We start from the raw sequence: 25,964 nt of genomic DNA on the forward strand, positions 1-25,964 counted from the left end.
CCATGCTGCTGCGTTTTACCAAGATGCACGGCCTGGGCAACGACTTCATGGTCCTCGACCTGGTCAGCCAGCACGCGCACATCCTGCCCAAGCACGCCAAGCAATGGGGCGATCGGCACACCGGCATCGGTTTCGACCAGTTGCTGATCGTCGAAGCGCCGAGCAACCCGGACGTGGACTTCCGCTACCGGATCTTCAACTCCGATGGTTCCGAAGTGGAACAGTGCGGCAACGGTGCGCGCTGTTTCGCCCGCTTCGTGCTCGACAAACGCCTGACCGCCAAGCGGCAGATTCGCGTCGAGACCAAAAGCGGCATCATCGAACTGGATATCCGCAGCGACGGCCAGATTGGTGTCAACATGGGCGCACCGCGCCTGGTGCCGACCGAGATTCCATTCGACGCGCCAGAACAGGCCTTGAGTTATAAGCTCGATGTCGAGGGTACGACCGTCGAACTGGCCGCCGTGTCCATGGGAAACCCCCATGCCGTGTTGCGGGTCAGCGACATCAACAACGCACCGGTGCATGAACTGGGACCGAAAATCGAACACCACCCGCGCTTCCCGGCGCGGGTCAACGTCGGTTTTCTCCAGGTCATCGACCGGAACCGTGCGCAGTTGCGCGTCTGGGAACGTGGCGCCGGGGAAACCCAGGCCTGCGGCACCGGCGCCTGCGCTGCCGCAGTGGCCGCGATCAGCCAGGGGTGGATGGATTCGCCGCTATTGATCGACCTGCCCGGCGGGCGTCTGTCCATTGAATGGGCAGGCCCTGGCCATCCGGTCATGATGACCGGCCCGGCAGTCCGCGTTTATGAAGGACAAGTGCGTCTTTGAGAGAGTCGAATCCATGAAAGATAAGCCCCAGGTTCCCGCCCCACAGCCCGACGAATCCCCTTCCGAAAGCCTTGAGGCGGCGGCGATTGCCGCGTACCTGGAGGCTCATCCGGATTTCTTCGTCGAGCACGAAGAACTGCTCCCGGCCTTGCGCATTCCGCACCAGCGCGGCGATACCGTCTCGCTGGTCGAACGCCAGATGAAGATCCTGCGCGACCGCAACATTGAGTTGCGTCATCGCCTCTCGCATTTGATGGACGTGGCCCGCGACAACGACCGCCTCTTCGACAAAACCCGCCGCCTGATTCTGGCGCTGATGGATGCCAGCAGCCTGGAAGACGTGGTGATCAGCGTCGAAGACAGTCTGCGCCAGGACTTCCAGGTGCCTTTTGTCAGCCTGATCCTGCTGGGTGACAACCCGATGCCGGTGGGCCGCTGGGTCACCCATGCCGACGCGCAAACGGCCATTGGCGGCTTGCTCTCGGAAGACAAAAGCGTCAGCGGCAGCCTGCGCGATCACGAACTGGACTTCCTGTTCGGCGAAGAACAGCGCAAACAGATCGGCTCCACCGCCGTTGTCGCCATCAGCCATCAAGGCATCCACGGCGTCCTGGCCATCGCCAGTCGCGACCCGCAACACTACAAAAGCTCGGTCGGCACGCTGTTCCTGAGCTACATCGCCGAAGTCATGGGTCGCGTGCTGCCTCGGGTCAACAGTTCCCTGCGCTCGGTACGCTGACCATGGAACGGCAACTGGACGCTTACTGCGAACACCTGCGCAGTGAGCGGCAGGTGTCGCCCCACACGCTGCACGCCTACCGCCACGATCTCGACAAAGTGCTGGGCTGGTGCGTCAAACAGAACATCAGCAGCTGGGCCGCGCTGGACATTCAGCGTCTGCGCAGCCTGATCGCGCGCCTGCATTCCCAGGGTCAATCTTCGCGCAGCCTGGCGCGACTGCTGTCGGCCGTCCGTGGGCTCTATCATTATTTGAACCGCGAAGGTCTTTGCGATCACGACCCGGCCAACGGCCTGGCACCGCCCAAGGGCGAAAGACGGCTGCCGAAAACCCTCGATACCGACCGCGCGCTGCAACTGCTTGAAGGCGCGGTGGAGGATGACTTCCTGGCACGTCGGGATCAGGCGATTCTGGAGCTGTTCTATTCCTCGGGTTTGCGCCTTTCGGAGCTGACCGGGCTTAATATGGATCAGCTGGATCTGGCCGACGGCATGGTTCAGGTGCTCGGCAAGGGCAGCAAGACTCGCCTGCTGCCGGTCGGCAAAAAAGCGCGTGAAGCCCTGGAACTGTGGCTGCCGTTGCGGGCCATGACTAACCCGGCAGACGATGCGGTGTTCGTCAGCCAGCAAGGCCGGCGCCTTGGCCCCCGGGCGATTCAGTTGCGGGTCAAAGCTGCTGGTGAGCGCGAGCTGGGGCAGAACCTGCACCCGCACATGTTGCGGCATTCCTTTGCCAGCCATTTGCTGGAATCCTCGCAGGACCTGCGCGCCGTACAGGAATTGCTCGGCCACTCGGACATCAAGACCACCCAGATCTACACCCACCTGGACTTCCAGCACCTGGCCACGGTCTACGACAGCGCCCATCCACGGGCCAAACGCATTAAAGGCGATGATTCATGACCATCCAATTGATCACCTTCGACCTCGACGACACCCTGTGGGACACCGCCCCGGTGATCGTCAGCGCCGAAGCCATACTGCGTGAATGGCTGACCGAGCACGCACCGAACCTGGGCGCGGTGCCGGTGGAGCATTTGTGGGCTATTCGGGAACGGATCCTGACCCTCGAACCAAGCCTCAAACACCGCATCAGTGCGCTGCGCCGCCGGGTGTTGTTCCATGCGCTGGAGGAGGCCGGATACGACCACGGCGAGGCGTCGGACCTGGCCGACAAGAGTTTTGAAGTGTTCCTGCATGCCCGGCACCAGATCGAGGTGTTTCCCGACGTCGAGCCGACGCTGGAAACCCTGGCCAAGCATTACGCCCTGGGTGTGGTCACCAATGGCAACGCCGATGTGCGCCGGCTGGGGCTGGCCGATTACTTCAAGTTTGCGTTGTGCGCCGAAGACATCGGCATCGCCAAGCCCGATGCGCGCCTGTTTCATGAGGCATTGCAACGGGGCGGTGCGACGGCGGAGACGGCGGTGCATATCGGCGATCATCCGGGGGATGACATTGCCGGGGCGCAGCAGGCGGGGTTGCGGGCGATCTGGTTTAACCCGGCGCGCAAGGCCTGGGAAGCCGAGAAGGCACCGGATGCCGAGATTCGCAGTTTGACCGAATTACCGGCGTTGCTGGCTCGGTGGAATTCCCAGCACCAATCCTGAGATCACCGATATTCCCTTGTAGGAGTGAGCCTGCTCGCGATTGCGGTGTGACATTCAGCATTTATGTTGCCTGACACACCGCAATCGCGAGCAGGCTCACTCCTACAGGGGATCGCCGCAGGCCCAGAGCTTTTTACCGCCCATGAAAAAGCCCGCAGCGACGGCGGGCCTTTTCAGCAAGCCAATAGCAGACGCTTAGATAGGCCGGCTGCCGTACTTGTTGTCAGGCTTCTTGGGCGGATCGGCGACCACATTGGCCTCCACTTCCTGCACCTTGCCGCCCCGTGCCAGAAACTCTTCCATGGCCTTGGCCAGGGCGTCGCGTTCCTTGTTCTTGGCTTCGACGCTCGGCAGCTCGTCAACCGACACCGCAGCCTTGGCTTTGCCTTTGGCGGTCGGAACGGGCGTTTCACCGCCGTCGTCTTCAGCGACGTCTTCGGCCGCTGCTTCCAGACCTTCTTCGGTTTCGTCGTCGTCGCCTACTTCGAGGTCGTCGTTTTCCAGATCATCGTCGCTCATGTTCTACCTCATGACTTGCGAAAAGCAGATTAGTTATAGCCCAGCTTCACCGTCTGTCGACAGCCGCCGGAAAAATTCAATAACCGCTGGTGACCAGCGGTTCATGCCTCTTCACCGTGCACGGTGGCGAGGACTTTACGGGCACCGCCAAAATCACGGTGCTCGCCCAGATAAACACCTTGCCAGGTCCCCAGCGCCAGTCGGCCTGCCGAAATCGGCAAACTGAGCTGACAGCCAAGCACGCTGGCCTTGAAGTGCGCCGGGAGGTCGTCCAGGCCTTCGTCGTTATGCTCATAGCCGTCTGTTCCTTGTGGGATCAGACGATTGAAAAATCGTTCGAAGTCGCGACGTACCGCCGGATCGGCGTTCTCGTTGATGGTCAACGACGCCGAGGTATGCTGCAGCCACAAATGCAACAGACCGACCCGGCACGCCTTGAGTTCAGGCAGGCCGGCGAGTAACTCGTCCGTTACCAGATGAAAGCCCCGGGGCCGTGCCCGCAGGGTAATCAGAGTCTGTTGCCACATACAGTTCTCCGCACGTTCGGGGCGCATTCTAGCGCGCTCTGGGAAAAAACAAAGGCCCTAATATTCCTTCAATCATGTAAGCCATTGGCCGCAGAAAAACGCCCGTCGTAAACGCCACCAAACGTGTACGAAAAAACCTTTCAGCAGTCTCTTCACTGACAAACGCCAGACAAAAAAATGCCCGGCAAGCCGGGCAAGTTTTTTATGCGCGTGCTTACAAGTTGTAGCCGCGTTCGTTGTGGAGTGCCAGGTCGATGCCGACGGCCTCTTCTTCTTCCGTGATACGCAGGCCCATGACAGCGTCCAGGACCTTGAGAATGATGTAGGTGACGATCGCGGTGTAGATCACCGTGAAGCCCACGCCTTTGCACTGAATCCAGACTTGAGCGGCGATGTCGGTGACGGTGCCGAAGCCACCCAGGGACGGTGCGGCGAACACACCGGTCAGGATCGCGCCGAGGATACCGCCGATGCCGTGCACACCGAAGGCGTCCAGGGAATCGTCATAACCGAGTTTGCGTTTCAGGGTGGTGGCGCAGAAGAAGCACACCACGCCCGCTGCCAGGCCGATGACCAGTGCGCCCATCGGGCCCACGGTGCCAGCGGCCGGGGTGATGGCGACCAGACCGGCCACAACACCCGAAGCGATACCCAGTGCACTTGGTTTGCCGTGAGTGATCCACTCGGCGAACATCCAGCCCAGTGCAGCGGCGGCGGTTGCGATCTGGGTCACCAGCATTGCCATACCGGCCGTGCCGTTGGCCGCAGCGGCGGAACCGGCGTTGAAACCGAACCAGCCGACCCACAGCATCGCGGCGCCCATCAGGGTGTAACCGAGGTTGTGCGGTGCCATCGGGGTGGTCGGGAAGCCTTTGCGCTTGCCGAGCACGATGCACGCAACCAGACCGGCCACACCGGCGTTGATGTGCACCACGGTGCCGCCCGCGAAGTCGAGCACACCCCAATCCCACATCAGGCCGCCGTTGCCGGACCAGACCATGTGCGCAATCGGTGCATAAACCAGGGTGAACCACACGCCCATGAAGATCAGCATGGCGGAGAACTTCATCCGCTCGGCGAAGGCACCGACGATCAGCGCAGGGGTGATGATGGCGAAGGTCATCTGGAAGGTGATGAACACCGCCTCAGGGAACAGCGCCGCAGGACCGGTCAGGCTCGACGGCGTGACACCGGCGAGGAATGCCTTGCCCATGCCACCGAAGAACGAGTTGAAATTGACGACGCCCTGCTCCATGCCGGTGGTGTCGAACGCGATGCTGTAGCCATAAATGACCCACAGAATGCTGATAAGACCGGTAATGGCGAAGCACTGCATCATCACGGAAAGAATGTTTTTGGAGCGAACCATGCCGCCGTAGAACAGGGCGAGGCCGGGAATGGTCATGAACAGCACGAGGGCTGTCGAGGTCATCATCCAGGCGGTATCGCCGGAGTTGAGGACTGGGGCCGCCACTTCGTCTGCCGCCATAGCCAGGCTGGGCATTACGAGGGACAACAGGGCTCCTAGCCCTGCGAATTTACGCAGAGTCATATTGTTTTCTCCTGGGGCGTTGGGTTTGTGGCGGCGTTTAAATCGCGTCGGTATCGGTTTCGCCGGTACGGATGCGAATCGCCTGTTCCAGATTGACCACGAAGATCTTGCCGTCACCGATCTTGCCGGTGTTGGCGGCCTTGGTTATCGCCTCGATAACCCGGTCCAGATCCTTGTCGTCAATGGCGACATCGATCTTTACCTTAGGCAGGAAATCGACCACGTATTCCGCGCCGCGATACAGCTCGGTGTGACCCTTCTGCCGACCGAAGCCTTTGACTTCAGTAACGGTAATGCCCTGCACGCCGATCTCGGACAGCGACTCGCGCACGTCGTCCAGTTTGAACGGCTTGATGATGGCAGTGACTAGCTTCATGAAAACTCTCTCCCGAATTGGTGGACTTGCCCCAGGAAAACAAACCCGACTCAAGTCTAAGCGCAGTGCCTGGCTTTGTAACGCATCGTCGACCTTACCTGCCCGTCCGACGCCAGCTAACCGCTCCTCACGAAACAACTCCCCGTTTCGCTTGGCGCACTGCATTCGTCACAGCGACTGCATCAGTGCATGGGTTACGACTGACTAAGCAGAAAGCTTGCCATCTCGCCAAAACCCACTGAATTCAACCCCTTGACCGCCGCCAACAGCCCCTTTCCTCAATCGACCCCACGGATACGCACAACAACAGTGCGCAGCCGTCTGTCCACATGCGCGAAAAGCGTGCATCCCTGCTGACGGAATTGACTATAGACACTGCGTGATACACTGCCCGCCATTGTTGACAGGACATTTCCCATGCTCGCACCCAAAGATTTCCTCGACGCCCTGAGCGGCACCGCCTCCCGCCTCTTCAGCGGCGAAACCCCATTGCCGAAAAGCGAAATCGAAAGCCAGTTCAAGGCGTTGTTGCAGAGCGGCTTCAGCAAGCTGGACCTGGTGAGCCGGGAAGAGTTTGATAGCCAGATGGTTGTGCTGGCGCGGACCCGGGCACGGCTGGAAAGCCTCGAAGCGAAGGTTGCGGAGCTGGAAGCGAAGCTGAATCCGCCTGCCGAGTAACCCTGCTGACAACGCAACCCCCTGTGGGAGCGAGCCTGCTCGCGAATAGAGTCACCTCGGTCTACCAGCCTTCCCACACTGGACCGACCAACCCTGTAGGACCTGCCAAAGGCTGCAATCTCCTGATCTGCCGCCCCGCCACCATCTCGGCAACGTCCTACAAAGATCACCACCGCCGTCCGATAGCGCCGTGAAGCCCAGGCTCCTAAGCTCATTCTCAGCTGAATATTCAGCACTGGGTTTGGCGACCTGGAAGCTTAAGGCGTACGACGACCATCTCTCGAGTCATGGCGGCTGTGCGTGGGAGACCTTCGGGTCTGCCGGGTTCCTTTTGCTCCGGTTCGCCAACCCGCGTACAGCTGCCACCCAATTGTTTGGCGACGATTGACGGCAGCCTCTTTAGCAAAAGGAGCTGTATTAATGAGTTGCGATAACGCTTATCTAGTCCCTCACGTCTTCACCCGCCACAAACTCCACCTCCACGCGCTTTTGGTCGAAAACCAGCCTTGGTTCAGCGCCCGAGACCTGGGCCGTCTGCTTCGCCTTTTCCTCGACGAGCGCGCCGTCCGAAAACTCGATCCCGATCAACATCAATCCGCGCGAGTCGTCATCCACGGCACCCTCGAAAACACCCTGCTAATCAGCGAATCCGGCGTCTACGCCCTGCTCGTCTACCACTACTGCCCCGAATACCGAGGCCTGCGTGAATGGCTGACCCACGACGTAGTGCCAGCCCTCAGAGACGCCCAACATCCGGCAACAAGCGAACGCCCGATTCTGAGTCTGTTGAACTGGCCGGAGATGTCGCTGAGTTTGCTGCACTGGAATAACCAGCCGTGGATTCGGTTGCAGGATGTTCCGCAGATGCTTGCGGAGGGTGAACGGGCGCAACGGACGGTCAATGCGCCTTGGTGGAAGCGTGCTTCGCGGATGTTGCAATCGCTTTAAGTATTTAAAGCCCTACCACGTTCGATTCCAGCTTCCCGCAAATCGTAAGTCGCTTGCAGGTTCAGCCAGAACTCGGGCGTGGTGTTCAGGTGGCCAGATAGCTTCCCCGCTAGATCAGCACTGACACAACGCTGTTGCATCACGATGTCGTTGACCACATTTAACGGTTCGTTCAACGAATGGGCGAAAGCTGACTCTGAAATGCCCAACGGTTCAAGAAACTCCTCCTGAAGAATTTCGCCAGGATGAACGGGCCGCATTCCATTACTGTTCATTATCCTCTCCGAAGTCAGCGATCAATTAATGATCATAAGCAGCCCTGCCAGACAGACAAGAGCGCTCACCCACTTTCACCGGCGTCCGTCATTGTTCTAGGCAAGGTCCTACAAAAACATCATCCCGAGACCCATTACGTCGGCACCCCACGCTCGCTTACGCTTCATCACCAGAAAGACACTCGCAACATCCAGTGAAAGTTTGTCGCCTCATTCGTAACGCCGAAGAACAACACCCCGACTACCCTTCAAAAAACCGCAGGAAGCGGTTCCCGTAAAGCTCAAGGAACGACCATGTCCCTCTCCATCGTCCACAGCCGCGCCCAGATTGGCGTGGATGCGCCCGCCGTTACCGTAGAAGTCCACTTGGCCAACGGTTTGCCGTCCCTGACGATGGTCGGATTGCCCGAAGCGGCAGTAAAGGAAAGCAAGGACCGGGTACGCAGCGCGATTATCAATTCAGGGCTGCAATTCCCGGCACGGCGTATCACGTTGAATCTCGCTCCCGCTGACCTACCGAAGGACGGTGGACGATTTGATCTGGCCATTGCGCTGGGGATTCTGTCAGCCAGCGTGCAGGTGCCGACGTTGACGCTGGATGACATTGAGTGTCTGGGAGAGTTGGCGCTATCGGGTGCGGTGAGGGCAGTTCGCGGTGTGCTGCCGGCAGCATTAGCAGCACGCAAGGCCGGGCGGACGCTGGTAGTGCCGCGGGCAAATGCAGAAGAAGCGTGTCTGGCGTCGGGGTTGAAGGTGATCGCGGTGGATCATTTGCTTCAGGCGGTGGCGCACCTTAATGGACACACTCCAATCGAGCCCTTCGTATCCGATGGCTTGCTGTACGCCAGCATGCCGTACCCCGATTTGAATGAGGTGCAAGGTCAAATGTCAGCCAAGCGCGCGCTGCTGATAGCGGCGGCAGGTGCGCATAACTTGTTGTTCAGCGGTCCGCCGGGAACAGGGAAAACCCTGCTGGCCAGTCGTTTACCGGGGCTGCTACCGCCATTGGCTGAGAATGAAGCGCTTGAGGTCGCAGCAATTCAATCGGTTTCCAGTTGCGTGCCGCTGAGCCATTGGCCGCAACGACCGTTTCGCCAACCTCACCATTCCGCATCAGGCCCGGCACTGGTCGGCGGCGGCTCACGACCACAACCCGGCGAAATCACCCTCGCCCATCATGGCGTGCTGTTCCTGGACGAACTTCCTGAATTTGATCGCAAGGTATTGGAGGTTTTGAGAGAGCCTCTGGAATCCGGCCACATCGTGATATCCCGCGCCAAGGACCGCGTGCGCTTCCCGGCGCGATTCCAATTGGTGGCAGCAATGAATCCATGTCCCTGTGGATATCTTGGTGAACCGAGTGGTCGCTGCTCCTGTACGCCGGACATGGTCCAGCGCTACCGAAACAAACTGTCGGGGCCGCTGCTGGATCGCATTGACCTGCACCTGACCGTCGCCCGAGAAGCCACCGCATTAAACCCATCACAGAAACCCGGTGACGATACAGCCACCGCTGCGGCACTGGTCGCCGACGCAAGAGAGCGTCAAAACAAGCGCCAAGGCTGCGCCAATGCATTCCTCGATCTGCCTGGCCTGCGCAAACACTGCAAGTTATCCACAGCCGATGAAAACTGGCTGGAATCCGCGTGTGAACGACTGACCTTGTCGCTCAGAGCTGCTCACCGATTGCTCAAGGTCGCCCGCACCTTGGCGGATCTTGAGCAGGTCGATGGGATCACCCGCGAGCATTTGGCAGAAGCGCTGCAATACCGACCGGCCTCAGCGTAATCGATGACTATCACAGCAAATCATTCAGATAATATTCAGAGAGAGCGTCAGTAATACATGAAGTTACTAAGAAGTCATTGGATCAGATTCGTCTATTGCCTGATAAGCATTGCTATCGTATGGGCGGCGCTATTACAGCAGGAAATTGTTGTTGGCTCTCCGACAACCCTGAACAACTTTTCCTACATTGGCACAGTCATTACGGTCGTCGCGCTAATCATTTCAATATCCGAAGTTCTGCACAGTGTTCGTTACTCACGCAGCATCAGTGCAGAAGCCAACAGAATACTCAAGGACGCAAAAGCTGTAGAGGGCGCCTCGGCCGTCAGTGAATGCATTGCGACGCTCAATGAAGCAGCAGGTTATGTGGACACCGAAAACTATCCATTGGCGCTGAAGTGCTATCAGCATTTCAGGATTCTGTTTGCCAAAATACCCGGTACAAGTCAGGAGTTCGAAAGGATTGACAATATCCTTGGAGAAACTGAAATCACCATCAGAAAAGGGGTTTTCGCGACGGCAAACGCTCCGCTCGAAAAGCCGATCAGAATCCTACTTCACCACAATCTTGAAAACATCAAAGAAAACCTCGAAAAGGTTAACCCGGCCAGAGGGCGTCAATATGCTACCGCCTAGATTTCTCGATTTCATCAAAGCACTCACCGCGAGAACGGAGAGAGGCGAATTCTCCTGGAGTTATGACGACAACAACTCGTTTGTGAAACTCAAGGAAAAGGACTTTTCTCTTTCATTGCGTTACAGCTTCAACGCCGACGAGAAATATGCGGAGTACGTTATCTATTACATCGATGAGATCGGAAATAAGGAGCATCGGTTTTATACCAACCAAACCTGGAACGACTTCGATTTCATCCGGCGCCTGTTTGATGCGGCACAAGCGTCAGAAATGAGACTTCCTTTTTAGCCTTTTGATGAGCGGTGAACACAGACTTCCACTGCTCATCTCGAAAGGCCGCTTACTCTTTGGTCAAATCCACCAGCGGCGTCTGCCTTACCTCAGTCTCCCGCCCACCTTGAATCTCACTCACACGCTTCAGCGCCTTATCCACGGCATCTTTATCGGACAGCAAGCTGTAATGGATTTGAAACTGCCTCTGCTCTTTAACCCCAATCATCGGCACCAAACCAATCGGCCGCTGATACCGACGGTTGTAAGAAAAACTCGTCCCCGGTTCCAACCCGGTCACATACCCCTGCCCTTGCGTATCCGTGTTCTTCCACAACGAAAACACCGGCAACTGCTGCGTATTGAACCCCACCGACACCCCAAGGCTCCCGGCTTTGTTATGCAACACGGTCAGCGTGTCGCCCTTGGCATCGCCATAAGGCACGACGTTGTAAACCGTCTCGTCGTAGTCCTTGGTCGGTGCACGGTAAGTCTGCCAATCCGGCAAATCCCCTTTGGCCTTGTCGTTGAACGGCGACACCTGTTTAACCGGCGCAGCAAAACGCGCGCCCTGCTCCAGGAATGGCGTGCTGAAGTTGCTGTGGTACAGCGCCTGGTATTCCTTCGGGTAGTCGCCGTTGTTGGTCAACGTGTCGTTCAGGGCGAACGCTACGCTGCCGGGTTCAGTGACCAACTCAGTTACCACCGAGAAATCGACTTTTTTGAACGCCTGCTCTTTCAGCTCGCCGCGCAGGCTGATGGCGTAAGGCGGTTTTTCGTCGATGTGCAGGGTGACTTTGCTGGCCGGGATGTTGGCGGCGCGGCCATGCAGGGTCAGCAGTTCGCCGTTGTCGATGCCGGGATGGCCGACCCATTCGTAGCCACAGCGAGCCACCAGTTCGTTGAAACCTTCGAGCCAGCCCAGTCCGCCGCGGCCGTTGAGTTCGATGAAGGACGGATTGACCACGTCCTTGACCGGAGAGTCCCAGCCCATGCGTACATCGCCGACCGATGCTTGCAACACGTTCATGCCGCGAGTGGGCACCACCGAGAGTTTCATTGTGCCGTTATCGATGTCGACGATGCTGACGCCCTCTTGCCGGCCGCCGTGCAAGGTGCGCAGGGTCACGGAGAAGGGTTTGTCGGTTTTGACACCGAGTTGCTGGCTGGTGATCTGCCAGTTCTGGGCAGCCTTGTCGCTGTCGAGCAGGACGTAGTCCCAGGCCATGGCGTGGGAGGCGGACAGCGCGCCAAGGGCAACGACTAATTTGAGCGGGGTCATGGGGAAGCCTTTCTTGGAGTTGTGCATTTTTTATAGCGCTGATGAAACGATTCAGCAAGCTTAAAAAAGCGGACGTCCGAGTCTTCCCAAATCAATTCACATTGCCCCCATGCAACCTCCGCACGCTTACGCTAGTCTCATACGGTTTTGGACCTCTGCTGATTGACGGCGACATCATTATGACATTAAGGTCGCCAGCTAAATGCAGGAGCAGGAACAGACACCTTTGTCTGTCATTTTTGCGCAACGGAACATATGGAGTTTGAATGCGCGGGGCATTATTACGCAGCGGTAAGAGCGGGTCATTCACAGCCCTGGGCGAAACAGGTCAACCGGTCTATCGGGCTGCCCTGCAATTGCGCGAAGCCATTCGCCGCAAGAACCCCGACATGGTCGACCACCTGGCCATTCCTCAAAGCGATGAACTCGGCAACCAGATCGATTGGTACAGCGGTATCGAAGGCGATGTGATCCCGTGGAGCAGTGCGACCGAAGAAGAACGCGCTCCGGCCCGTCGCCAACTTGAAGCCCTGAAGACTGCGCTCGATGAGTTGAGCCAGCGTTTCCTAGGCACGGACCCGGCCGAACAGCAGCAAGGCGACAAAGCCGTGTTCGGCAAGCTGCTCAAGCGCGTCATTCATTTCCCTGACGAAAATTTCGTCTACCTGGTGCAAGGCAAGCCGGTGCTGACCTTCTGGGGTTTCGAGCACGCCGGTACCGGTAATCGCGATCCCCTGCACTGCCTTTATCAGGTTCCGCCCGTCTTCACGCTGCCACCCGTGGTTGAAGAACCGGTGGTGGCGCCCGTCGTGCCCGTGGTAGCTCGTCCGTGGTGGCGTCGCTGGTGGTGGCTGTTGCTGCTGCCGCTCCTGTTGTTGCTGTTGTGGCTGTTGCTCGGCCTGCGCGGTTGCGTACCGATTCCATTGGTGGCGGTGGACTTGCTGCCCGAGGGCATCGTGCCGGTGGAAAATCAGCTGGAAGAGCCACAACTGACCGGCAATGTCACAACGCTGAATGGCGTTCCCGTGACCGGCACGGTCGCTGGTTCCACCACAGGCACCGCCGTGACCGGCACCCAAGGCGCGGAAGCCCCGGCGCTCGCTGGCAACGAAGCTGACGCCGCGACTGCCGGCATCACGCAAGACCCGGCCGCCGAATCCCCAACCGCGCCACCCGCGCCACCGGAAGCCGAAGCCGAAGCCAAAACCGAGGCACCTGTCACCACACCGCCCGACGCACAAAAATCCGCCGCCGCAGCCGCAACCACAAAACCGGGCCCGGCCTTGAGCATTCCGCCTGACGCCGCCGACGGTGCCGCCAAGTTCCTCGACGGTCAGTACCGCGCCGGTGCCGGCATTCAGGATCGCCGGACCGGCAAGCCGCTGCGCCTGGAATACCAGCTCAAGGACGGTAAGGGCGAAGTCACCGTACACCAGGCCGACGGCACGAAATGCAGCGGGCCGGTGAGCGCTACCATGAAAGGCGGCAGCCTCGCCATCGACAGCCAGGGCCAGGCCGTGTGCGGCGATGGCAGCACTTACGACATGCCCAAGGTCAACTGCCGCAAAGGGGCGACCACGGTCGCGGACTGCACCGGCGGTTACGGAAAAGATCAATTCCCCATGTCCATGCGGCAAATGGGCGAATAAGACTGGAATAACCCGACATGTTGCCTGAAGTCACCCAATTCGAAGACACCGTCACGCTCGTCAGTGACACCGGTATCCAGTTCATGGATTTCGCCCTGCGCCTGGATCCTCGCAAGGAACCGGCGGGCGAGTTCGCGCCGATGATCAGCGGGCTGATCTGCCGGCTGATGTACAACGAAGAGAAAGACTTCTACTTCTACGAGCCCGAACCGGAAAAGGTCGAGAAGGCCAAGCCGGCGTTCAGCGTCGACATGAAAAGCAGCCTCGAGCTGCTGGACGGTGTCTGGCTGCCGACGCCGTTTTTCCGTTTCATGCCGCCGCACCGCTTTGACGAAGGCCCGACCAACTGGTCGCGGATGCGCCTGGTGAAACTGGCCACGCCAGACATCGACGGCAACACCCATCGCCTGACGATGGCGTTCGACAGCCGCGTCATGCCCAAGCGTGACGGCACCGCCTACCTGGCGCCGAACGAAGAAGACATCAGCTCCGGCGTGTCCTTCAAACTGGCGACCAAGGCCAGCGAAACCCGTTGGTTCCTGGCCCAGCCATGGGTCAACGAATGGCTGCTCGAAGTGTTCAACGAAGGCAATGCCCATCGTTCCCGCGAAGAGCTGGACATCGACATCCGCGCCAACCATCACCTGGCGCACTACCTCAACCTGCTGAGCCTGTTGAGCACGCCGTCTGCGGCAGCGCAGTCGACCGCCAGGCCGAAGGTGGAAATCCCTGAGCTGAAAGTGGTGGCCAACGACAGCAATGGCCTGGTCAAACCGATTCCGGTGGACCTGGTGCTGGACGTCGGCAACTCACGCACCTGCGGCATCCTGATCGAGAACCACGGTCAGGCCGGCTCCGGGCTGAAGCAGAATTACGTGTTGGAACTGCGCGACCTGATCACCCCCGAACACACCTACAACCTGCCGTTTGAAAGCCGTGTGGAGTTTGCCCAGGCGTATTTCGGCAAGGACCACTGCTCGGTCAAGAGCGGCCGTCACGATGCGTTCCAGTGGGCGACGATCGCCCGGGTCGGCAACGAGGCCAGCCGTCTGGCCAGCCGCCGTCGCGGCACCGAAGGCTCGACGGGCCTGTCCAGCCCGAAACGTTACCTGTGGGATGAAAACGCCTACGGCCACGGCTGGCGTTTCAACTGCTCGTACATCAAGACCGACAACGAGCCCTACGCCACCGCCGCGCCGTTCTCGCACCTGATCAACGAAACCGGCGAGGCGCTTTACAGCCTCGAAGAAGACGATCGTCTGCCGGTGTTCATGCCGCGTTACTCGCGCAGCTCGCTGATGACCTTCATGCTCGCCGAGGTGCTGGCCCAGGCGCTGTCGCAGATCAACAGCCCGGCCCAACGCTCGCGCCAGGGTCACACCCGCGTGCCGCGCCAGCTCAACAGCATCACCCTGACCGTGCCGCCGGGCATGCCCCAGGCCGAGCGCAGCATCCTCAACGAACGCATGCAGCAGGCCATCGGCCTGGTGTGGAAAAGCCTCGGCTGGCACGCCGGCGAGGAAGATCCGCATCAGGATCAGGCCGTCAGCCCGCGCACGCCGATCCCGAGCATCCGCGTGGAATGGGACGAAGCCTCCTGCGGCCAGTTGGTGTACCTGTACACCGAGGTCAACGAGAACTTCGCCGGTCACCCGGAAGAGTTTTTCGACACCATCGCCCGGCCAGACAAGACCGACCGCGAACGCATCACCCTGGCGACCATCGACATCGGCGGTGGCACCACCGACCTGGTCATCACCGACTATCGCCTCGACCGCGCCGGCAACACCGGCAGCGGCAGCAATGTGCACATCGTGCCCGAGCAGCGTTTTCGCGATGGCTTCAAAGTGGCCGGCGACGACATCCTGCTGGACGTGATTCAGGACTTCATCCTGCCGAGCTTCGAGAAAGCCTTGCAGAACGCGGGCGTGAAAGCCCCGGATTCGCTGATGTCGCGGTTGTGCGGCGACGAATCGGTCAGCGCCCAGGACATGATTCTGCGCCAGCAACTGAACCTGCAGGTGTTCGCACCGCTGGGCCTTGCGTTGCTTAAGGCCTACGAGCATTACGACCCGCAAGTCCCGCAGGAAGTCAGCCCGCAAAGCTACCGCCAGTTGCTGGGCGACAACGCGATCAGCCAGACCGTCCTTGACTACGTCAACGCCGCCGTGCGCCGCGATGTCGGGGGCCAGAGCGGTTTCGACCTGTACGAATCGCTGATCGGCTTCGACCTGCAAAAGCTTCACGCCGCGTTCCTCAACGATCAGATCAACATCACCAAGATCCTCGGCGCACTCTGTGAAGTGGTCGCGCACTATCCGTGCGATGTTCTGCTGCTGACTGGCCGCCCTTCGCGTCTGCCGGGTATCCAGGCGTTCATTCGCAAGGTTCTGCCGCTGCCACCCGGGCGCATTCTGGCGCTGCAAAACTATCGCACCGGCGGCTGGTACCCGTTCCACAAGAACGGCCGCATTGACGACCCGAAAAGCACCGCTTCGGTGGGCGCGATGTTGTGCCTGTTGTGCGCCAACCACAGCGTGCCGAACTTCTACTTCCGCTCTTCGGCGCTCAAACCGTATTCGACGGTCAAGCACATCGGCGTCATCGACCTGAACAACGTGATCAAGGATGCCGACGTGCTGTACCGCGACATCCAGTCCGAAGACTACAAAATCAAGTTGCCGGAAATCGGCACGGGCGATGACGCCGACACGCCGCAGCTGGAAATGCGCGGCGACCTGCGTCTCGGTTTCCGCCAGTTGGCCGCCGATCGCTGGGCGGCTTCGCCTCTGTACACCCTGCGGTTCACCAAGGCCGGCCGGGAAAAGTTCTCCCGGGCCATTGGAGAAAACGGCAGCGCGCCGCTGCTCAAGGTGCGCTTCGAGGTCAAGGCGGCCGACAAGTACACGCGCAAGCAGGATCTGGTCAGCGATCGCCTTTCGGTTCGCGACATCGAATCCAACAGTAACAACGTCAACTTCAACCCGCGCAGCGACCTCGAGCTGGAACTCAACACCATGCTCGACGCCGGCCTGAGCGAGACCAAGTACTGGCTCGACAGTGGAAGTGTGAAACGCAAATGAATGACCTGACCCCCGAACAAACTCAGCTTTCAGCCCGTTGGGCCGCTGTTTATGAAGGTGCCGGTCAGGCGCTGGAATGGATTGGCCAGACACGCGGCAACGCGCCACGGCTGGACAGCGAAGCCGACAACCTGAACATCCGCCTGCACCGCGCCCGCAACCTGGCCCACAGCCTCGGTCGCGTGGCCTGCACGCCGATGACCATTGGCTTTTTCGGCTTGTCCCAAGCCGGCAAGTCCTACCTGATTTCGGCCCTCGCGGCCGGTCAGAACGGCAAACTGGAAACCGATTTCGGTGGCCAGCGCCTGGACTTCATCAAGCACATCAACCCGGTGGGTGGCGGCAAGGAAGCCACCGGCCTGGTGACGCGCTTCAGCCGCCGCGCCACGCCGAGCCAGGATCCGCAGTTCCCGGTCGAACTGACGCTGTTCAAGGAAATCGAACTGGCGAAGATTCTCGCCAACTCGTGGTTCAAGGACTTCGACCTTGAGCGGATCTCCTACGAGATCGACGAAGCGCGCATCCAGCGCGTGCTGAAGCCGTTTGAAGGGCGCGAGACCGGGCCGCTGCAACCGGGCGTCAGCGCTGACGATCTGGTGTCGCTGTGGGATTACCTGCGCGACAACTTCCGCAATTCGGTGAAGAAGCTTGAGCACCTGTATTGGCCGACGGCGCTGCAACTGGCGCCACGCCTGAATTTCCAGGAGCGTGCCGAGCTGTTTTCCATCCTTTGGGGTGAGCAAAGCGAGCTGACGCGCGTGTACCAGCAATTGGCCGGCGCGCTGCACAAGCTGGGCCTGCCCGAGACCGTCTTCGCGCCATTGAAGGCTTTGGTAAGTTTCGAAAACGACACCTACAGCCAGCGCGACAGCATCATGAACGTCGACATCCTCGAGCGCTTCGGCAGCCCGCGGGACTTGCCGATCGACGTGCGGCCCCGGGTCGACGGACGCCTGCAAAACAGCCAGGGCATCCCGGTCGCGCAACTGGCGGCACTGACCGCCGAGATGACTTTCGGGTTGATCGAAGCCCCGGCGGACGACATCGTCAACCAGGTCGACTTGCTGGATTTCCCCGGTTATCGCGGGCGCAAGAAGCTGCACGAGATAGCCGACTCCAACGACCCGGAATCCGCCACCAAGGACAACTCCGTCTCGCAGCTGATTCTGCGCGGCAAGGTCGCTTACCTGTTCGAACGCTACACCGACAACCAGGAAATGAACGCGCTGGTGGTCTGCACCGGCTCGACCAAACAGAGCGACGTCAACGACGTCGGCCCGGTGCTGACGCGCTGGATCGAAAAGACTCAAGGCGCCGACGCGGCCGCCCGCAGTAAACGCAATACCGGTCTGATCTGGGCCCTGACCATGCTCGACCTGCGCATCACCAACTCCCTGAGCCTGACGCCTGATCAGTACGACGAGAGTTGGAACGGCATGGTCAAGCTGACCATGCTCGAACGCTTCGGCAGCCTGAGCTGGATGAACGACTGGGCCGGCACGCCGTTCCAGAACACTTTCCTGGTGCGTAAACCGCGCATGGATGCCGCATTCATCGTGCAAGACGCCAGCGGCGCCGAAACCGGCCTCAACCCCAGCTACCTGGAGCGCGTCGACGCCCTGGGCACAAGCTTTGCCGGCAACGAACTGGTGTGCAAACACATCAACAATCCCGCCAACGCCTGGAAAGAAATGCTGCGCAACGATGACGGTGGCATCAGCCATTTCAGCGGCAGTTTCAAAGGCGTGGCCAACATTGAATTCAAACTGCAGCGCATCCGCGAGCAGCTCAGCGAATGCCTCGAAGGCCTGACCACTCACGGCCTGAGCACCTGGTATCACGCCGACGGTGACGGCGCCGCAGCCGCCAAAAAAGCCCAGGCGCAGATGATACTGACGGGCCTGGGCCGTCGTCCGGCCGTGCTCGGCGAGTTCATCGATGAACTCGACATGCCCAGCGAGTCGGTGCGCGACCTGTACCTCAGTGGTGTGTACGAAACCGATGACGCGCCCGCCGCCAGCGATGAGCCGGCCGCGCCGACACCGAGCCAGAGCCTGTACGGCAACGACGCCGGGTTCGATTTTGATTTCGGCGACGACCTGAGTCACGACACACCGGCCGCCAGTAAATCCAACACCCCGACGCCGGAACTGCAAAGCAACGAACACCGCTTCGCCAAAGCCGCGTTCAAGGCCTGGATTGCACACCTGCGCGAATTGACCACCCGGCAAAGCCTGCTCACCCTGCTAGGACTGGAAAAAGCGTTGATCGAAGCGGTGGTCGACGAATTGATCACGGCCGGTTACCGCCAGGACTTGCCCGGCCAACTGAGCCGTGCGGTGCTCAAGCGTGCACAAAGCGGCGCACGGCGCGACCAACTGGTCGAACGCCAGGTGCTGGAAGTGCAACGCGTGCTGCGCGACTTCGTGTCCTGGTTCGGCTACCTGCAAAAACCGGTCAACGAGCGCCCGAACAGCCGTGCCGGTGCCAAGGCGCCCTTGTTCTCGTTCTATACCGACATCGGTCCGGGACAAGTGCCGGTGTTGCCGCCGCAACCGGCTAACCAGGCGCAGCGGTATCTGGGTGACTGGCTCTCGGGCCTGGCCTACATCACGCAGGACAATGCCGGCCATGGTGCCGGTCGCGAAATCACCCCTGAACAGAATGAACGGCTGGGCCATGTGCTCACAGCCTTCACAGCGAGATAAGCAATGCCAATTCGTGTCGACCTGCTCGCCTTAGAACCCAACGTGCCTGGCCAGGCGTGCCTCACTGTGAAGAAATGGCAGGGTGGCGAAGAACAGCTGGAGTTCTCCATTCAGCGTAATCAGGACGGGTTCTACCTCCAGGATCAGAAAGCCTGGAGCAGCAATCCGTTCTGGTTCAAGGTCTCGCGCTTCAGCGTTGCGACCAGTGGTGAAGCCCTTGAAGCCCAGGTCGGCCCGGAAGTAGTCGACCCGCTGCTCGAAGGCGGCACCAACTCGCAATTCATGATCGAGCTGCGCGAACAGAGCCAGGGGCACACCGACAAAGGCGTGGTCCGGCCAGGCGTCGGGTTGCTGCCGTCCACGGCCGGTGGCCAGACGCGTTCGACTTACGGTGGTGCAGACTTGAGCGCACCTGCTGCACCGGAACCCGAAATTCCAGAGCTGCCGGAATTGGTCCTGAACACCGCCGAGCCAGAAATCGAACTGGAATCGGTGCCCAACGAACCCGCTTACACACCGCCTCCACCCCCGGTAAAGAAAAGCAAAAAAGGCCTCATCGGCCTCGCGCTCGTCGTGCTGTTGCTGGTGGCCGCAGCGGCCGGGTTCTGGTTCTACAAACGTACTCCGGTCCCCGCCCCGGCCATCGCTGCCGCCGTACCGGCCGGTGCCGATGCGCAAGCCTGCACCCTCGACAGCATGAACAGCCTGCCCGAGCTGACCTTCGTCCAGACCTGCATCAAGGCCGCGCCCGACAGTGCCAAGTTGCTGGAGATCATCAACGAAGCCAAGGCCGGCAAACACTGCGGTGTTGCCCAGCGCCTGTACGCCAACCGTGCCCAGGCCGGTGACGCGCTGATCGCCAATGCCTATGCCCGCGAGTACGACCCTAAATACCTGAAAGCCAGCGAGTGCTTCCCGGCCGCGGACAACGCCACCGCCGCCTACTGGTATGAAACGATCCTGACCCAGGACCCGAACAACGCCGAAGCCAAACAGCGTTTCGAGGAGTTGCAGAAGTGATGCGTTCTCCCCTGAGTCGTTTCCTGCTGAGCGGCGCCGCGCTGTTGGCACTGTGCATCAGCCCGTTGTCCCAGGCCGAAGACAAACCGCTGATCCAGGCCGGTAAAAAGACCTTGTTCCAGCGCGTACTGACCACCCCGGGCTGCAAACTCAGCCCGACGGCAGGCGGCGCGGCAGGCGATGCGCAACCAGTCTTCAGCCGCTTCTACGTTTATGAGCGTGCTCAAGCGGCCAACGCCGAATGGCTCAAAGTCGGTCCCGACAGTTACGGCAAAACCATTGGCTGGTTGCCCGCCAGCTGCACCACCGACTGGAAAATGCAGCTGACACTGGCGTTCACCAACCCGGCCAACCGCGACCGGCTGCTGTTCTTCAAGGATCGCGCCACTGTCGAAGGCATCCTTGATGCACCGGACCCGGTGAGCAAAGTCGCCCCGCTGCGGGCCACGCTGAAAAAGGGCAAGCAAGCACCGGGCGTGCTCGCCGAAGAACCTGAATATTTCGTCGACCTGCAAAAGCAGTTCTACCTGCTGCCGGTCCTCAGCGGCGAAGAAGTGATGACCGAGGGCGGTTTCCGCACGCGGCTGCTGAACGTCGCATCGGTCAGCAAGCCCGATGACCAGAACGCCAAGGGTGGTGCGGCCAACAGCGCGGCCGGTGGCAAGGAAGCCGAGGACAAGGCGGCCAACCAACTGAAGGAATTCACTGCAGCGGTGGTGTTTGTCATCGACTCGACGATCTCGATGGACCCGTACATCGACCGCACCCGCGAGGCGATCCGCAAGGTCTATCAGCAGATCGAATCGCAGAACCTCGGCAAGCAGGTCAAGTTCGGCCTGGTGGCGTTCCGCTCCAACACCCAGGCGGTGCCAGGCCTGGAATACACCACCAAAATGTATGCCGACCCGACTCAAGTGAAGGACAGTTCCGACTTCCTCGCCAAGGTCGCCGACCTCAAACAAGCCAAAGTATCGAGCAGCAGTTTCGACGAAGACGCCTTTGCCGGTGTCATGGAGAGCATCGACAAGGTCGACTGGAGCCAGTTCGGTGCGCGCTACGTGGTGTTGATCACCGACGCGGGCGCCATCGAAGGCGACGACAAACTGTCGAAAACCGGTTTGAGCGCCTCGCAGGTTCGCCTCGAAGCCGCCAACCCGGGCGTGGCGATTTACACCCTGCACCTGAAAACCCCGGCCGGAATCAAGGACCACGCCAAGGCCGAGGCGCAGTATCAGAATCTGTCGACCTACCCGGGCACCAACACCTCGCTGTATTACCCGGTGAACGCGGGCGATATTCAGGAGTTCGGGCGCAAGGTGGATTCGCTGGCCACCGCGATCACCTCGCAAGTGAAAGCCGCCTACATGGGCGAAGACGCCATCGGCAGCGCGGTGAACGCCAAGCAGGACCCGGCCGAGAAGAAAATGCTCGAAGACGCGGCGCTGATCGGCCACGCCATGCAACTTGCCTATCTGGGCGAGAAGACCAACAGCAAGGCACCGCCAGTGTTCAAGGCGTGGATCACTGACCGTGACCTGATCAAGCAGAACGTCCCGACCACCGACGTGCGGGTGCTGCTGACCAAATCCCAGCTCAGCGACTTGAGCGACGTGATGAAGCAGATCCTCGATGCGGCCAACGAAGGCCTGATCTCGCCGACGGAAATGTTCGAGCGCCTGCGCTCGGTGGCCGCCACCATGGGCGCCGATCCCAATCAGCTCAAGCAGAACGGCAATACCAAACTGGCGGACATGGGCGTGCTCGGCGAGTACCTCGAAGACCTGCCGTATCAGAGCGAAGTGCTGAACCTGGACGAAGAAACCTGGAAGAGCTGGGATGGCCTGGCGCAGGAGAAATTCATCCGCACGCTCAATACCAAACTGCGGCACTACCAGCGTTACAACGCTGACGTCGACCGTTGGGTGGCTTTAGCCAAAGACAGCGATGCACGGGACAACGTGTACCCCGTGCCACTGGAAATGATGCCTTAACGAGACGCCGATGCTCGATATCAAGAACCTGCTGGTGCGCCGAGGAGAAGGTGCGCTGGCTCATCATGTGCGCCTGCCGCACCTGCACGTCGGTGCCGGGGAAATCCTCGCCATCACCGGCGAGAGCGGCAGCGGCAAAAGCACGTTGCTCGAAGCCATCGGCCTGTTGCTGGCGCCGATAGAGCTCGAGCGTTTTCGGCTGGGCGCAACGCAGGATCAAGACATCGCACAATTGCTGGCCAGCGATGACCAGCCGGCCCTGGCGGCGGTGCGTTCGCGGCACTTGGGATTCATTTTGCAGAGCGGCGGTTTGCTGCCGTTTTTGAGCGTGCGCGACAACATCAGCCTGCCCCGTCGTTTGCTCGGCATGCCGGTCAAGAGCGCGCACATCGATCACGCGGTTGAGGTGCTGCGCCTGCAAGGCTTGCTGGATAAACACCCTCAAGCATTGTCGATCGGTGAACGCCAACGCGTGGCCTGCGTGCGGGCGATTGCCCATGAACCGCTGCTGCTGTTGGCCGACGAGCCGACAGCGGCACTCGACCCGCACAGCGCCCGGCGCTTGTTCGAATTGTTGATGAGCCTGGTGTCGAGCATGGGCCTGAGTGCGCTCGTTGTGTCCCATGACTGGGCCTTGCTGAAGGATTTCGGCTTGCCGCGACTCGGCGCTATCAGCCGTCAGGGAGAGACTCTGTTTGAACCGATGGACTGACCGCTTGCGCCTGCTCGCAACGCTGGCCCTGCAAGACCTCTGGCACGACCGCAAGGTGTCGTTGTGCATCGCCGCCTCGCTGGTGGCGGTGATCGCGCCGCTGTTGCTGCTGTTCGGCCTCAAGCACGGGGTGGTCAGCCAGTTGCAGGACGAACTGCTGCGCGACCCGCGCAACCTTGAAGTAAAGATGCTCAGCAACGGCAACTACGACAGCGCCTGGATCGAACGGGTGCGCCAGCGTCCCGAGACCGGATTTGCCCTCGGCCAGACCCGCTCGCTCAACACCCAGGCAGATTTGCTGATGGGCATGCAACGGTTTGTCGAAGGCGCGGAAATCATCGCCACCGAACCCGGCGACCCGCAGTTGAACCTGCCACAACTCAACCCGACCGGCGACCAAGTGATCCTCAGCGCCCGCGCCGCGCAACGCTTGCAGGCCAAGGTCGGCGACCGCGTGCAACTGCGCGTGTTGCGCCGACTTGAAGGCGTCAACGAGCGCGGCGAGATGACGCTGACTGTGCTGGCAGTACTCGACGGCGCTCGTTTCGGCCGCGCAGCCGGGTTTGTTGCCCCTCCGTTGTTGCTGGACCTGGAGCGCTTTCGCGACGGTTATCAGGTCAGCGCATTCGGCATCGAAACCGGCAAGCCGTTGGGCGACCTGCAACCGCTGTATGCCCGCGCCCGCCTTTATGCCCGCGACATCGATCAAGTGGCGCCGCTGGAACGCTGGCTCAACGAACAACACATCGAAACTTCAAGCCGACTGGCCGACATCGACAACGTCAAAGCCATCAACCATGTGCTGGGGCTGATCTTCGGGGTTATCGCCCTCGCCGCGCTGATCGGCTGTGTGGCGTCGATGGTCGGGGCGTTCCTGGCCAACATCGACCGCAAGCGCAAAAGCCTCGCGGTGCTGCGCCTGCTGGGTTTCAAACGCACGGCGGTCGCCGGTTTCGTGGTCTTGCAAGCGCTGGTGCTGAGCCTGGCCGGCTACCTCGGTGGATTGGGCTTTTACGCTGTCGGCAGCCATTTGTTCGACTACCTGCTCGGCAGCAGCCAGGCCACCGGCACTTTTGTTTGCCACATCACACTCTGGCACGGCCTCGCCGCCCTGCTCCTGACCTTTCTGGTCGCTGCACTGGTGGCCGTGATCGGCGCCGTGCGAGCGATCAACATCCAACCTGCGGAGAGTCTGCGTGAGCTATAAACGTTTTGGCTTGCTGTTGCCCCTGAGCCTCGGCTACCTGCTCGACGCTTCGGCGGCGGGCTGGGAAGAGAAGTATTACAACCCGATGCCCGAGGCCAGCGACGTCGTGCTGCCGATGCCGTGCGAAGGCTCGATGGTGTTTCGCAAGGTGTTCATTCCGGTCGCCGGACCGCTTGACGACTACCCGATCAACATCGGTCAGGACGGCGCGGAATACGGCTACGTCGAACAGACCCGGCCGACCTTCATCGCCGGCAGTTTCACCGGCGCCAAGAATGACAAATCCCGCTACTACCTGATGGCCAAGTACGAGATGAGTCAGCTCCAATACGCCGCGCTGACCGAAGAAACCTGCCCCACCGCCGCCACCAAAATGCGCCTGCCGCAAGTGTCCGTGAGCTGGGTGCAGGCCGTCGAAGCGGCCGACAAATACAACCTGTGGCTGCGCAAAAACGCGGCCGGCAAATTGCCGAAAGAAGACGGCGCACTGGGCTTCCTGCGCCTGCCGACGGAAGTCGAGTGGGAGTTCGCGGCGCGCGGTGGCCTGGAAGTCGGCGCGGCGGAATTCCGCGATACGCGCTACCCGATGCCCGACGGTATCAACGCCTACGAGTGGTTCGCCGGGGCGCAATCGTCTAACGGCAAACTGCAATTGTCCGGCCTGCAAAAGCCTAATCCATTGGGCTTGCACGACATGCTCGGCAACGTCGACGAGATGATGTTCGAGCCGTTCCGCCTGAACAAACTCGACCGCCAGCACGGCCAGGCCGGTGGCTATGTGGTCCGTGGCGGCAACTACCTGACCGCCCAGGCCGACCTGCGCACCGGCTTGCGCAAGGAAGAGCCGTACTACAACGCCGAAGGCCAGGTGAAAAACAAAACCACCGGTATGCGACTGGTGCTGGTCTCGCCGACCCTGACGTCCCGCGAGCGTGTCGCCAGCATTGAAAGCAGCTGGAAGAAACTCGGCACCGGCAGCAAGGAAACCGAGTCGGCTGATAAAGGCACCGTTCAGTCACTGAACACCCTGGCCTCAGGCGTCGAAGACAAGGCGCTCAAGGAAAAGCTTCAGGCGCTGGAAAACCAATTGCGTGCCAGCAACCAGCAGCAGGAAGAAACCCGCGACCAGGCGATCCGCGCCAGCCTCAACCTCGGTGCGTTCCTGTGCACCAAGATGCTCGACGACGGCCAGTACGTGGACTTCTTGCAGAAGAACTACAAGCTGAACTGCGAATCCGCCGATAAAGACGCCAGTTGCGACATGCGCAAAGGCAAGCTCGACGAGCAGAAGGATCGCCTGCACAAACTCAGCCGTTACTACGCCAGCAGCCTGGTGGAATCGGCAACCTTGTATGGCCAGCCGCTGCTGGAAGCGCAGGTGCCGGTGATGGAAGAAATCATCACCCGCAACAAGCAGCTGCAAGAACTCAAACCCTATTTGCGCACCCACTGGGCCAATCAGAAGACCTTCCTGCAAAAGCAGAAGATCGACACCGATGCCTGGCTGACCAGTTGCAAAACCGTCACTCAATAACTTACTCAACAACAACAGCCAACACCG

Annotated in this window: 23 protein-coding genes; 17 read left to right on the top strand and 6 right to left on the bottom strand. The window is 60.3% G+C overall.

The features are described from left to right. The first annotated feature begins 2 nt into the window (after positions 1–2). From dapF to JIO00_RS28625, 4 genes are read left to right on the top strand one after another with little or no spacing between them, the layout of a single operon-like run. Positions 3–833, top strand: a complete 831-nt coding sequence (gene dapF / locus JIO00_RS28610) for a diaminopimelate epimerase (RefSeq protein WP_010465099.1) — start codon at positions 3–5, stop codon at positions 831–833. A 13-nt stretch (positions 834–846) separates the two neighbouring features. Beyond that, the gene (locus JIO00_RS28615) at positions 847–1,572 is read left to right on the top strand and encodes a DUF484 family protein (protein WP_010465101.1); all 726 of its coding nucleotides are present in this window, start codon (positions 847–849) and stop codon (positions 1,570–1,572) included. 2 nt (positions 1,573–1,574) lie between these two features. After that, positions 1,575–2,474 (top strand): tyrosine recombinase XerC, encoded by a 900-nt coding sequence (gene xerC / locus JIO00_RS28620; RefSeq protein ID WP_200667281.1) that lies wholly within the window; start codon positions 1,575–1,577, stop codon positions 2,472–2,474. Next, positions 2,471–3,181 carry an HAD family hydrolase gene (locus JIO00_RS28625; protein ID WP_154913188.1) on the top strand — a complete coding sequence of 237 codons (711 nt, stop codon included), beginning with the start codon at positions 2,471–2,473 and terminating at the stop codon, positions 3,179–3,181. The genes xerC and JIO00_RS28625 overlap by 4 nt, the downstream gene beginning before the upstream one ends. Positions 3,182–3,376: 195 nt before the next feature. Here the strand turns inward: JIO00_RS28625 and sutA are convergent, their stop codons facing one another. The 4 genes from sutA to glnK all read right to left on the bottom strand — a co-directional run bounded on the left by sutA (position 3,377) and on the right by glnK (position 6,155). Further along, a complete protein-coding gene (sutA, locus tag JIO00_RS28630) occupies positions 3,377–3,700 on the bottom strand; it encodes a transcriptional regulator SutA (protein WP_010465107.1) in 324 nt (107 codons plus the stop codon). A gap of 101 nt (positions 3,701–3,801) precedes the next feature. Then, positions 3,802–4,227, bottom strand: coding sequence for a secondary thiamine-phosphate synthase enzyme YjbQ (locus tag JIO00_RS28635; RefSeq protein ID WP_008030499.1), 426 nt, complete (start codon positions 4,225–4,227; stop codon positions 3,802–3,804). Positions 4,228–4,441: 214 nt separating this feature from the next. Then, positions 4,442–5,779, bottom strand: coding sequence for an ammonium transporter (locus tag JIO00_RS28640; RefSeq protein ID WP_010465110.1), 1,338 nt, complete (start codon positions 5,777–5,779; stop codon positions 4,442–4,444). Positions 5,780–5,816: 37 nt separating this feature from the next. Continuing rightward, a complete protein-coding gene (gene glnK / locus JIO00_RS28645; RefSeq protein WP_002555808.1) occupies positions 5,817–6,155 on the bottom strand; it encodes a P-II family nitrogen regulator in 339 nt (112 codons plus the stop codon). Positions 6,156–6,572: 417 nt separating this feature from the next. On the opposite strand from glnK, the gene JIO00_RS28650 reads away from it, so the two are divergent. Then, on the top strand, positions 6,573–6,833 hold the full coding sequence (locus JIO00_RS28650) for an accessory factor UbiK family protein (RefSeq protein ID WP_010465113.1): 261 nt from the start codon (positions 6,573–6,575) through the stop codon (positions 6,831–6,833). Between the two features lie 420 nt (positions 6,834–7,253). Next, positions 7,254–7,781, top strand: coding sequence for a BRO-N domain-containing protein (locus JIO00_RS28655; protein ID WP_200667282.1), 528 nt, complete (start codon positions 7,254–7,256; stop codon positions 7,779–7,781). Here JIO00_RS28655 and JIO00_RS28660 read toward each other — a convergent pair. Next, entirely contained in the window at positions 7,778–8,056 is a 279-nt protein-coding gene (locus tag JIO00_RS28660; RefSeq protein WP_042932484.1) for a HigA family addiction module antitoxin, read from the bottom strand. The genes JIO00_RS28655 and JIO00_RS28660 overlap by 4 nt on opposite strands. Positions 8,057–8,350: 294 nt before the next feature. On the opposite strand from JIO00_RS28660, the gene JIO00_RS28665 reads away from it, so the two are divergent. Genes JIO00_RS28665 through JIO00_RS28675 form a run of 3 tightly spaced genes read left to right on the top strand, consistent with a single transcriptional unit; the run spans position 8,351 to position 10,769 of the window. After that, the gene (locus tag JIO00_RS28665) at positions 8,351–9,844 is read left to right on the top strand and encodes a YifB family Mg chelatase-like AAA ATPase (protein WP_102595399.1); all 1,494 of its coding nucleotides are present in this window, start codon (positions 8,351–8,353) and stop codon (positions 9,842–9,844) included. Positions 9,845–9,901: 57 nt separating this feature from the next. Continuing rightward, positions 9,902–10,480, top strand: coding sequence for a hypothetical protein (locus JIO00_RS28670; protein WP_200667283.1), 579 nt, complete (start codon positions 9,902–9,904; stop codon positions 10,478–10,480). Further along, positions 10,467–10,769 (top strand): hypothetical protein, encoded by a 303-nt coding sequence (locus tag JIO00_RS28675; protein WP_010465122.1) that lies wholly within the window; start codon positions 10,467–10,469, stop codon positions 10,767–10,769. Before JIO00_RS28670 ends, JIO00_RS28675 begins: the two co-directional genes overlap by 14 nt. 52 nt (positions 10,770–10,821) lie before the next feature. On the opposite strand, the gene JIO00_RS28680 is transcribed toward JIO00_RS28675, so the two are convergent. Then, the gene (locus tag JIO00_RS28680) at positions 10,822–12,033 is read right to left on the bottom strand and encodes an aldose 1-epimerase family protein (RefSeq protein ID WP_200667284.1); all 1,212 of its coding nucleotides are present in this window, start codon (positions 12,031–12,033) and stop codon (positions 10,822–10,824) included. Positions 12,034–12,299: 266 nt separating this feature from the next. On the opposite strand from JIO00_RS28680, the gene JIO00_RS28685 reads away from it, so the two are divergent. Genes JIO00_RS28685 through JIO00_RS28720 form a run of 8 tightly spaced genes read left to right on the top strand, consistent with a single transcriptional unit; the run spans position 12,300 to position 25,937 of the window. Beyond that, entirely contained in the window at positions 12,300–13,682 is a 1,383-nt protein-coding gene (locus JIO00_RS28685; RefSeq protein WP_102595401.1) for an SrfA family protein, read from the top strand. 17 nt (positions 13,683–13,699) lie between these two features. Continuing rightward, positions 13,700–16,765: a virulence factor SrfB gene (locus tag JIO00_RS28690; RefSeq protein ID WP_010465128.1), complete on the top strand. Its 3,066-nt coding sequence runs from the start codon at positions 13,700–13,702 to the stop codon at positions 16,763–16,765. Next, positions 16,762–19,473 (top strand): putative virulence factor, encoded by a 2,712-nt coding sequence (locus JIO00_RS28695; RefSeq protein ID WP_200667285.1) that lies wholly within the window; start codon positions 16,762–16,764, stop codon positions 19,471–19,473. The genes JIO00_RS28690 and JIO00_RS28695 overlap by 4 nt, the downstream gene beginning before the upstream one ends. A 3-nt stretch (positions 19,474–19,476) precedes the next feature. Then, on the top strand, positions 19,477–20,493 hold the full coding sequence (locus tag JIO00_RS28700; RefSeq protein WP_083375472.1) for a hypothetical protein: 1,017 nt from the start codon (positions 19,477–19,479) through the stop codon (positions 20,491–20,493). Further along, the gene (locus JIO00_RS28705) at positions 20,493–22,484 is read left to right on the top strand and encodes a vWA domain-containing protein (protein ID WP_010465135.1); all 1,992 of its coding nucleotides are present in this window, start codon (positions 20,493–20,495) and stop codon (positions 22,482–22,484) included. The genes JIO00_RS28700 and JIO00_RS28705 overlap by 1 nt, the downstream gene beginning before the upstream one ends. Before the next feature lie 10 nt (positions 22,485–22,494). Further along, a complete protein-coding gene (locus JIO00_RS28710) occupies positions 22,495–23,196 on the top strand; it encodes an ABC transporter ATP-binding protein (RefSeq protein WP_010465137.1) in 702 nt (233 codons plus the stop codon). Next, the gene (locus JIO00_RS28715; protein WP_010465139.1) at positions 23,180–24,403 is read left to right on the top strand and encodes an ABC transporter permease; all 1,224 of its coding nucleotides are present in this window, start codon (positions 23,180–23,182) and stop codon (positions 24,401–24,403) included. Before JIO00_RS28710 ends, JIO00_RS28715 begins: the two co-directional genes overlap by 17 nt. Next, entirely contained in the window at positions 24,393–25,937 is a 1,545-nt protein-coding gene (locus JIO00_RS28720; RefSeq protein WP_077748589.1) for an SUMF1/EgtB/PvdO family nonheme iron enzyme, read from the top strand. Before JIO00_RS28715 ends, JIO00_RS28720 begins: the two co-directional genes overlap by 11 nt. Positions 25,938–25,964: the final 27 nt, after the last annotated feature.

The sequence above is a fragment of the Pseudomonas sp. SW-3 genome, assembly GCF_016615645.1.
GTDB classification, from domain to species: domain Bacteria; phylum Pseudomonadota; class Gammaproteobacteria; order Pseudomonadales; family Pseudomonadaceae; genus Aquipseudomonas; species Aquipseudomonas mandelii.